This window comes from Magnetococcales bacterium (genome assembly GCA_015228935.1).
GTDB lineage: Bacteria > Pseudomonadota > Magnetococcia > Magnetococcales > DC0425bin3 > HA3dbin3.
In genome coordinates this window covers 1-8,772 of the sequence record JADGCO010000138.1, presented here as the reverse complement: position 1 = coordinate 8,772, position 8,772 = coordinate 1, and the positions used below count along the sequence as shown (strand labels likewise).

The 8,772-nt window shown below is 54.3% G+C and carries 7 protein-coding genes; 1 reads left to right on the top strand and 6 read right to left on the bottom strand.

What is annotated here, in order from left to right; all coding sequences use genetic code 11:
• Window positions 1-103: 103 nt before the first annotated feature.
• Window positions 104-919 (bottom strand): cyclic nucleotide-binding domain-containing protein, encoded by an 816-nt coding sequence (locus HQL65_19195; protein MBF0138363.1) that lies wholly within the window; start codon window positions 917-919, stop codon window positions 104-106.
• 265 nt (window positions 920-1,184) lie between these two features.
• Between HQL65_19195 and HQL65_19190 the strand changes: the two genes are divergently transcribed.
• On the top strand, window positions 1,185-2,780 hold the full coding sequence (locus HQL65_19190) for a PEGA domain-containing protein (GenBank protein MBF0138362.1): 1,596 nt from the start codon (window positions 1,185-1,187) through the stop codon (window positions 2,778-2,780).
• Here HQL65_19190 and HQL65_19185 read toward each other — a convergent pair.
• From HQL65_19185 to HQL65_19165, 5 genes are all read right to left on the bottom strand, one after another.
• Window positions 2,758-3,120 (bottom strand): XRE family transcriptional regulator, encoded by a 363-nt coding sequence (locus HQL65_19185; protein ID MBF0138361.1) that lies wholly within the window; start codon window positions 3,118-3,120, stop codon window positions 2,758-2,760. The genes HQL65_19190 and HQL65_19185 overlap by 23 nt on opposite strands.
• A gap of 284 nt (window positions 3,121-3,404) precedes the next feature.
• A complete protein-coding gene (locus HQL65_19180; protein ID MBF0138360.1) occupies window positions 3,405-3,656 on the bottom strand; it encodes a hypothetical protein in 252 nt (83 codons plus the stop codon).
• Window positions 3,657-3,750: 94 nt separating this feature from the next.
• Window positions 3,751-6,669: a tetratricopeptide repeat protein gene (locus HQL65_19175; GenBank protein MBF0138359.1), complete on the bottom strand. Its 2,919-nt coding sequence runs from the start codon at window positions 6,667-6,669 to the stop codon at window positions 3,751-3,753.
• Window positions 6,657-7,706 (bottom strand): hypothetical protein, encoded by a 1,050-nt coding sequence (locus tag HQL65_19170; GenBank protein MBF0138358.1) that lies wholly within the window; start codon window positions 7,704-7,706, stop codon window positions 6,657-6,659. The genes HQL65_19175 and HQL65_19170 overlap by 13 nt, the downstream gene beginning before the upstream one ends.
• Window positions 7,703-8,644 (bottom strand): hypothetical protein, encoded by a 942-nt coding sequence (locus tag HQL65_19165; GenBank protein MBF0138357.1) that lies wholly within the window; start codon window positions 8,642-8,644, stop codon window positions 7,703-7,705. Before HQL65_19165 ends, HQL65_19170 begins: the two co-directional genes overlap by 4 nt.
• Window positions 8,645-8,772: the final 128 nt, after the last annotated feature.

Below are 8,772 nucleotides of genomic sequence, written 5' to 3'. Positions count from 1 at the left end.
AGCCCTTCCTCCTGGACCTCCATCCCAGTTTTTCATTCGTTTTTTGAAATTAACAAGTTATCAGGCAGCCTCTCAGCGGCGTCACGCCAACGTGGCCCGAAAATCAGCCGGTATAGAGACCATCGATTTTTTGATAGGCATCGATCTGGCGTTGCCGGACAAGTGCCTCGTTGTTGACAGTCACCAGCAACTGGTTCCAGGCCCGGGCCGCCGGTCGGGGCAGAACAAACTCCTTGCCGTACATGAAATCCCGCGGATCCTTCCCTGCTGACTGGATGGCTTTCACATATTTGCCGGGAATGGTATCGGTCAGCGAGACCAGCTCCACTTCGGAAGTCTTGTTGTCTTTTTCTATCCGCACTTTTCTGCGACCCAGATAGGTCAGTTTGAGGCCATCTTCCTCTTCGTAGAAGACCTCCTCTTTTTCCTCTTCTTCGGCCTTTTTGAGTTCCTCGAAGGGATTGCTGGATTCCACGACCGTCGGGGCCTTGGTGCGTTCGATGGCCTGCCGCAAGCCGTCCAGGTGCTTGATCAACACAATGATGAGCTGATCCTTGAGCTTGTCCCGGGTATCCGGAGTGAGAACCTTCAGGATCGACTTGGGAAATTTGAGCAGAAACGTATCTGCCATGGAGATGACGCTGGTGGTCCGGACCCGCGGACTGAGAAAGGCAATCTCGCCAAAAATACTGCCCGGTTTCAAGTCGGCAATCGGTTCCATGAACGGCTTTTTGTAAACCTTGGCCAACCCTTGCAGCATGATATAGAAAATATCCCCGAACTCCCCCTCATTGATGATGGGTTCGTTGGCGGCAAATTTGACAAATTGGGCGTCCGCCAACTGGGATATCTCCTCCTTTTCGATATCCGTAAACGTTTTGAAAAACGGAATTTTATCCAACAAACTTTTTTTGATCATCGCCTTCCCCATCCATCCAACAGGTTTTTCGACACCAGATCCCTCTTGTCCATGGGCCGATTGTTGGCCCTCGTCCTGCCTCCCCACTTCTGTTCCATCCCTGGACAACGTAATGCGAGTGGCGTTCGGATGCCAGTGAAAATGCGCACCTTTCAACATGGAAAAGCCGGGGCTGTCCATTGACAGACCTTTTCATTTGCCTGTATATCCGCCAAAATCGGACAGTTTCAGTCAGGTTAAAAGCCGGATGTACAGGATCAACGCCATGGACGAAGCGTCCCGCCCCGAAGGAAAATCCCGTCTGACCCAGGCCTCGGGTACCCTCGAACAACGCCTGGAGAGGGTGGAAGAAGATCTGCTCAACCTCAACCGCATGGTGCAGGAGGGATTGCGTCCGCGGAGTGGACCGGTCACACCCGAGGCGGTGATTGCTGCGGCCCGTTATAAAAACAGGGCCATTCAGGCCATCAACGAGGGCGACGGCGTGCGGGCCGAGGCCGAGGCGCGGGCTGCCATGACCTCCTGTCCAGACAGTGCCGAGGTGGTATTCACCCTGGCCTGGGTGCTTCAGGAGACCGGACAATGGCCCGAGGCCGAATCCCGGTATCGGCATGCCCTGGCCATTGCCCCCAAATATGCCAGTGCCTGGTTCAATCTGGGCAATGTCCTGCACATGCTCAATCATGCCCAGGATGCTTTGACGGCCTGGCAGGCGGCTGCCGACCTGGGTCACGAAGGGGCCATGAAAAAAATCGTGGCCCTGAATCTGGAAAAGCCGGTGGCCAGTGTGCCGCCCGTCCCGCCGAAATCTCCCCGCCAATCCATGGGGGGCTTCCCGCCGGGGCATTATTCCCAAATCATGAAACCCTTGCCCCTGGCATTGGGAATCCTGCTCCTGTTTGGGGTACTCTGGTGGTTCAAGTCTCCTGCCTCTCTTCCGCTTTCCACGCCGCCCCAGGTGGCCGAATCTCTGCGGCCCCACCCCTCTTCCGTGGCACCGGCTGCCGTGGTGGCGGCTGCCGTGACACCCTCTCCCGTGACAGCGGTTTCGGTACCTCCCGAGCGGGCTGCCCCCCTCATTGCCGAGGCGGCCCCGCCATCCGAGTCCAAAATCCTGGCACCCCCGGCACCAACCAGGCCGGAGGTGGTCGTCCCTGACGAGCCAAAGGCCGTGCCTGCACCGCCTGTCAGACCGGAAAACGTTGTCGCGACGGAAAGAAACGGTCAGGGCAGACCGCCTGTCGCGCTGGAAGAGTCCGGTGAGAATGCCGTCAAGGTCAAGCCAACCGCAGTTGCCAATCCTCCCTCCCCTCCCCCGGTCATGGATTCCGGAACAGGGGGTGAATTTCGTTCGGTTTCCACGCCTGTAGAGGGGGGTGTTGTGCTTTCCGGTCGGGCGGAGCCGGTACCGGAACCGCCTGTGGCCAAGCCAAATCCACCCGGGACCCCGCCCCGTTTGACGGTGACTTCGGATCCGGAGGGGGCCACCATTCGCATCCTGAACATTTCTTCCCCTTACCGACCCGGCATGACCCTGGCACCGGGGGCCTACCAGATCGAGGTCTCACATCCCGGCTACATCACCAATCTGCAATGGGTCACCTTGCGGCAGGCGGATTTGGTCGTTCCCATCACCCTGGAAAAGCCTTCCTCCTCCACCTATGGTTTGACCGTCAATACCAAACCGGCCCGGGCCAAAGTGCAAGTGGTCAACATTCGTGCCCGTTATCGGCCCGGCATCCAGTTGCCGCCTGGAAAATATCAGATTCATGTGTCACATCCCGGCTATAAAACCCAGGAAATGTGGATCGATCTGGACGAGGAACTCACCCTGCCCATCACGCTGCAACCGGATTCTTGACCTCGGTTGCCAATACGTCCATGGCAGTGACTGTCTTGCGATCTTTTCCAGTCGCACATCCACTGACAATGGTTGGTTCATCCTGGTTCAAAGCATGCAAGAATCTGGATAAGCTGTCCATGCTGAACCCGGACAGGCGACCGCGCAGCATGTCGGCAACCTGCGACTGCCGAATACCCAGGGTTCCGGCAGCCTGCTTTTGCGTCAAACCGCGTGCATCGATCATCCTGGAAATACGAATCGCGATATCTGCCTTTGCCAGATGTTCTGTCGCATTTGGAAATCCGAGATCTTCAAACACATTGCCGGTACTTGGCTCCGCAACATCATGCTCGCTCATGGTTCACTCCTCTTTCCACTGACCCACGCCTCGTACCGCTTGGCAGCCGTTGCAAACCTATTTCGGATGATTTCCACAACGCAAACCCCATGACCAATCGGACCTCATCCGGAAATTCGCGCAACCGTTTCCGACCATCACCGATCCAGACAAGCGGCTTATATTCGTGATCCATTGTTTAGATATACCAGAATCAGCATACTTTGTCAGTATATTCGTTAGTCAGTAACGCATAACAACTAAAATCGTCATACACAACAAACACACATACCCACACATGGGTATCAACGCATACCAGGTCGGTCATAGAGATCCTCCCGTTTCATGGGCAGGCCATCTCCCTTGGGAGGATAAGGATTTGCCAGAAGTTGGGCCAACGACTCTTTGTTATTGGTTGTTTTTTTCTCATGAACTATTTTATCATCGTCATCATAGAGAACAATCACCCGCGCCATGGTCTTGTGGGCAGGCAGACGGTCACTCACGACTTCCAGCCGGTGATCCATGATTGAGGCTTCCAATTCGACTGCCATCATGACCATTGCTCCCAACAATGTTTCATGCCACTTGTTTTCAGAAACATTCCAGGCTCGTCACTCTCCAACCCGCTCCACAGTGATATAAAGAACCCTACGTCGAAGGCGATTTCAGACCTTCCAGATATTTTTCAAAGGCTCCTTCAGGATCGGCACCCGGTTCCCGTTTGACGGCACGCACCCATTCCTGAAAAAGATGGCGGGATTTTTCAGGCAACCGCTCTAAAAGGGGTTTTATGTCATCGTAGTTCCATTGACTTGTTGGGCGTTGGTCCGCTTGCCACTGGGAGAGTTGCCTCACACTTTGCGTCACGGCAGCACGATCATCCCATGCCAGGGCCAGAGCCAGTTCCAGCATGGCCTGATTTTGCTGATTCACATCTGTTTTGCACAACCCTTTGGCCCGCTCCAACATGGTAAATGCCTTGTCCAACTCTCCCCTGACCAGGGCCATTTCTGCAACGGACTGAGGATAATCCGCATTTTCTGAATTGACTTCCATGGCCTTGTAATAGGCAGTTTCCGCATCGGCATGGCGACCCAGGCGGGAAAACAAGATTCCCAAGCTGTTCCAGGGGCCAGCATCTTTTTCATCCAAAGCAATCGCCCTCCGGTAAGCATCTTCCGCCTCGGCATACCGGCCAAGGTAACCTGTAAGGAGATTCCCCAGATTATTCCAGATAGCAGCTTTTTTTTCATCCAAAGCAATCGCCTTGCGGTAAGCCTCTTCCGCTTCGGCATAGCGGCCAAGGTGATCCGCAAGAAGAACTCCCAGACCACCCCAAGGGTAAGCATTTTTTTCATCCAAGGCAATCGCCCTGCGGTAAGCCTCTTCCGCCTCGGCATATCGGCCAAGATGACTCATAAGAAGAGTCCCCAGACCGTTCCAGGGAAAAGCATCTTTTTCATCCAAAGCAATCGCCCTGCGGTAAGCCTCTTCCGCTTCGGCAAAGCGGGTCTGATCTGATAGAAGATTCCCTAAACCACTCCAGGGAGAAGCATCCTTTTCATCCAAGGCAATCGCCCTGCGGTAAGCCTCTTCCGCCTCGGCATATTGGCCAAGGTGATCCGTAAAAAGATTCCCCAGACCGTTCCAGGGATAAGCATTTTTTTCATCCAAGGCAATCGCCTTGCGGTAAGCCTCTTCCGCCTCGGCATATCGACCAAGATGATTCATAAGAAGATTCCCCAGACCGTTCCAGGGATAAGCATTTTTTTCATCCAAGGCAATCGCCTTGCGGTAAGCCTCTTCCGCCTCGGCATGGCGGCCAAGCTGATTCACAAGAAGATTCCCCAGATTATTCCAAAAACCAGCATATTTTTCATCCAAGGCAATTGCTTTGCGATAGGCTCGTTCTACCATGTCCCATTTTTGAATTTTTTTAAAATAATTAGCTAAAACAAACCAAAAATAACCAATCCTGCCCCACCCTCCCAACACCTGATCTCGTTCCCCGGCAAGCACTTTTTCCAATATTTCCTGTCGTGATACAGAACGCTGTGAACACCAGATATCAAGCCAGGAGTTCCAATGCTCGACCCCCAGGGCCAGAAGTCCCGGCCAGTTTTGTTCTTCCAAGGAATTGTATCTGGCCGTTTCTTCCCAGAATATTTTCGTAAGTCCTAAAATTATTGGATCAGAAAGACCGGAAATGTTTTCCAGAATTTTGCTCTTATTCTCTTTGGAAATGGAAACAGACCGTGCCAGGCCATTCAGCAAATAGTGATGTTTCGAATGGAGACCCGGGATAAACTCTTTTTCAGAAACATCCGGTTCAGGCCAGTTCCAGACCGGTAATTGTGCCCAGGGATGGATGGGAAAATGGGGCTTTGATTGTTCGGGTTCGATTTTTTCGTTTTTCTGTTCTTTTTTCTCTTCGGTCAGCGGAATATCTTCAAGGCCGCGCCGGGCCAGTTCCTCCTTGAATTGCCGCCGCCGCTCCTCTTCACCGGGCAGGGAATCGGGGTTGACCTGGATGACCTCCACAATCCGTGCCATGGCCAGGGCAACATCGCTGTTGGGAAACGCCCGGATCATCAAGGACTCGCTCAAGGCAATGTGCGGGTGATAGGGAATGGGGTAAATCTCGGGCATCGGCTCTTGTTCGTTGCCAACGGGCATTTCACGAGCCAGACTATCCAGCAACGTTTCCATGCGCCTCAGGCGCTCGGTCTTCAATGCCTCTTCCCCGGTCGGCACGGGAGACGCCACCACAACCACCCGGTTGCGCATGGTGCCAATCTCGATCCGTCCCTTTTCCTGCAAGGCACGGATGGTCATTTCCAGACCGGCCAGATTTTGCGCATTGAGGCCACTGACCAGCACGACCCGATCCACCTTGGCGGCATGCAAAATCATGTCCCCGATTTCGGTCATGCCGGTGCGACAATCCAGCAATAAATAATCCGGGGTACGACCTTTGAGGGACTCTTTCCCCTTCTCCAGGCCACTCGGTGCCCCCCCATGGACCACCCTGGAAATTTCGTCACAAAAAATATTGACCACCACGGGAAGTTCGAAATCCGGTACATTCCGCTCTTGCAAGGCCTCCGGGGTCCATTGCGCCAGTCTGACCTGCTGGACACTCTGCAAAATAACGTCGTACTCCCCTTCAGGAACCAGCGGCTGAAACGGTCCAGCCGGAATGAACCAGATATCGCCACGAAAATCCGGGTCCCGCTCCCGGGCCTCCTCGCCAAGCCGGGTGGGTCGCGCCAAACTTTTGGGATCCAGAACCCCCGGATATCCCCCGTCCGAACCATCCAGATTCAACATGCTGTCCAGATAGTTGGCCACCCCATCACGCACATCATAGGGAGGCGGTTCCGGATAACCCGTTAAGAGTGCGAAAGGACGCGCCATTTCAGCCATGATGGTCAATCCTGGCGCATGAATGTCCCAATCCGCCACCACCACAAACTTGTTCTTCCTGGCCAGGGCATACGCCGCATTCAAGACCAGATTGGTCCGCCCCACACCACCCTTGAAACTGAAAAAGGCTATGGTACGCATAATATTGGGCCTTCTCTCAGCCCGAGAAATGTCTGGATGAAATTCAGGGGATTTTCTTTGTGACTCAAACCTCTGTTCTTGCCCTGTTCCTGGCCCTTGACAACACCTTCGGCACTGCTTTCGTTGCCAATCCGATACAGATGATTCCTGATGGCATCCGGTGCCTCGTCACCGTAATAGTCCAACATTTTTCTGAATGATGCACGATCCGGATCCGGAACATTGTCTGCCCTGACTAATAAAATCATTTTTTGCACACTCTCTTTGCCATGCCGCCAATCCAGTAAATAAAAGAGGCGCGTCAGGTTTCCGGCCACTCCTTCAGCCCTGTGCAAAATCTGGCTCAACGGCCACAAGTTCGTCGCCAGCCACGGATGATCCTTTTTGCCACTCCACAAGGCCATTTCCCACAGTCGCCGGGCTGCCAGGACAATACTTTCCGGGGTTGTTTCATGCCCGGCCTGATGCATGGCCAGCTTCCATATTTTCTTGGGTATGTCGCCAAACGGTCGTTGCACGGCTGCCAGTCGCAGGAGGGCCATCAATAAATCCTCTTCGACCTGGCCAAAAAATTGTTCCTGCTCCAGATGGTTGTAAGGAACGAAACGGGTGTATCCCTCTGGAGTGGCCGCATATTTCAGCCATGTATCCAGGATTTCAAGGATTTCACCAGCAGCCTCTTTTGCCGGAGACTCCTTGTTCCAGGGCAGGACCTGAAGCAGGGCCAACGCCCCGAGCAAATGCAAACGCTCTTGCGCGGTGATGGTTGCCGGAACTTTCTCCTGCAAATCCCCGAAAATCCGCGCCAGGGGAGGAAACCATAACAGACGCTCTTCTTCCGGAGCGTTGCGAATCATCCGGATCAGGAGATCATTCCAGGAAAATTGCCCGCGCAAATCGGGTCCGGCCTTTCCCTCCCAACGTGCCCGCAAGGCCTCCATAAAGGCCCCCTGGTCACTGTGGAGCAAACCACGCAGCCGCGTTGCGTAGGATTCCTTCCCGGAATGATGTGGCGCTGTCAGAGAATCCGCTGTCATGATCCAAAAGCCTCGCGAAAGGTGCCAATCTCCTGCAAAGCCGGTTTTACATCTTGTAATGTCATGTTTTTATGGACGTACTCACGATATCCCGGGTGCTGAGAGTGCGACCGGAGCCAGGGTGCCCGATAGTCGGTATCCATCGGAGCGGTCTGGCCAAACGCCTTGCCCATGGGACCCGGGAAAAAATACCAACTGCTTTCTGCATCCAGAATATCCGGGGGCAACAAATCCTGGCTGGCAACAGAATAGAGTGCCACCATCATCCCCACGGCATCCTGGCGATCCTCTTCCGTTACCAGACCCGGCAAGGCCAGCCGCCGCACCAGTTCAGGAGCCTTTTCTTCCGCAGACATTTCATGAAAATCAGCGGCTTCGTGAGGAAAAAACCCGTCCTGGTCACGCACCGCAACCCAGCAAACCGGTCCACCTGACAGTGCCGCATCCATCCGCAGGAGCTGGGCAGAAGAGTACCCGCCAGCCGTCGAACCCGCAGGTAGATTGGGAGGCTTTCTCCTGAGAAAGTCAAGGACGGTCCTGGCATCCGCAACCGGATTGCCGACTTCTTCTGCGTACCAGTACGAGAATACATCCCGCATCGACAGATACCGCGCCACTTCCACCCGTTGAGAGCCTGCCCCATGACCTGAACGACTTCGCGATAAACGTGCCTCGTTTTCCAGGCGACAAGCCCCTCCGATCTGGCGCAGAATCCCTTCCACATCTTCGGAACTTTCATGAGCCAGAATTATACTGACTTTCGCATACAAATCCGCAACATCGGCAGCCTGAAGCCGGTTGCCGTGCGTTGTCACGTCAGGATGGGACACTTTGTTGGACGCTGTCACCTCCACGTCCAGCATGAAATTGCGTGCCAGATGACGCAACTCCAGATGGGGTGACGCCCACCATTTCATGATCAAGGGGTAGAGTGCCATGCAGAGCGGAACCTCATCCCGATCTGTTCGAGGCTGTCCATTAACACCCGGATAAAAAAAATTGGATAGAAAAATTTTATTGGGGCTCCGCCCCAAACCCCGCCAGGAGGAAGGGCACAGCCCTTCCT

Excerpts from the sequence above, each read along its gene's own strand:
- HQL65_19195 (MBF0138363.1), bottom strand. The coding sequence starts at position 919 with ATGATCAAAAAAAGTTTGTTGGATAAAATTCCGTTTTTCAAAACGTTT.
- HQL65_19190 (MBF0138362.1), top strand. The coding sequence starts at position 1,185 with ATGGACGAAGCGTCCCGCCCCGAAGGAAAATCCCGTCTGACCCAGGCC.
- HQL65_19185 (MBF0138361.1), bottom strand. The coding sequence starts at position 3,120 with ATGAGCGAGCATGATGTTGCGGAGCCAAGTACCGGCAATGTGTTTGAA.
- HQL65_19180 (MBF0138360.1), bottom strand. The coding sequence starts at position 3,656 with ATGATGGCAGTCGAATTGGAAGCCTCAATCATGGATCACCGGCTGGAA.
- HQL65_19175 (MBF0138359.1), bottom strand. The coding sequence starts at position 6,669 with ATGCGTACCATAGCCTTTTTCAGTTTCAAGGGTGGTGTGGGGCGGACC.
- HQL65_19170 (MBF0138358.1), bottom strand. The coding sequence starts at position 7,706 with ATGACAGCGGATTCTCTGACAGCGCCACATCATTCCGGGAAGGAATCC.
- HQL65_19165 (MBF0138357.1), bottom strand. The coding sequence starts at position 8,644 with ATGGCACTCTACCCCTTGATCATGAAATGGTGGGCGTCACCCCATCTG.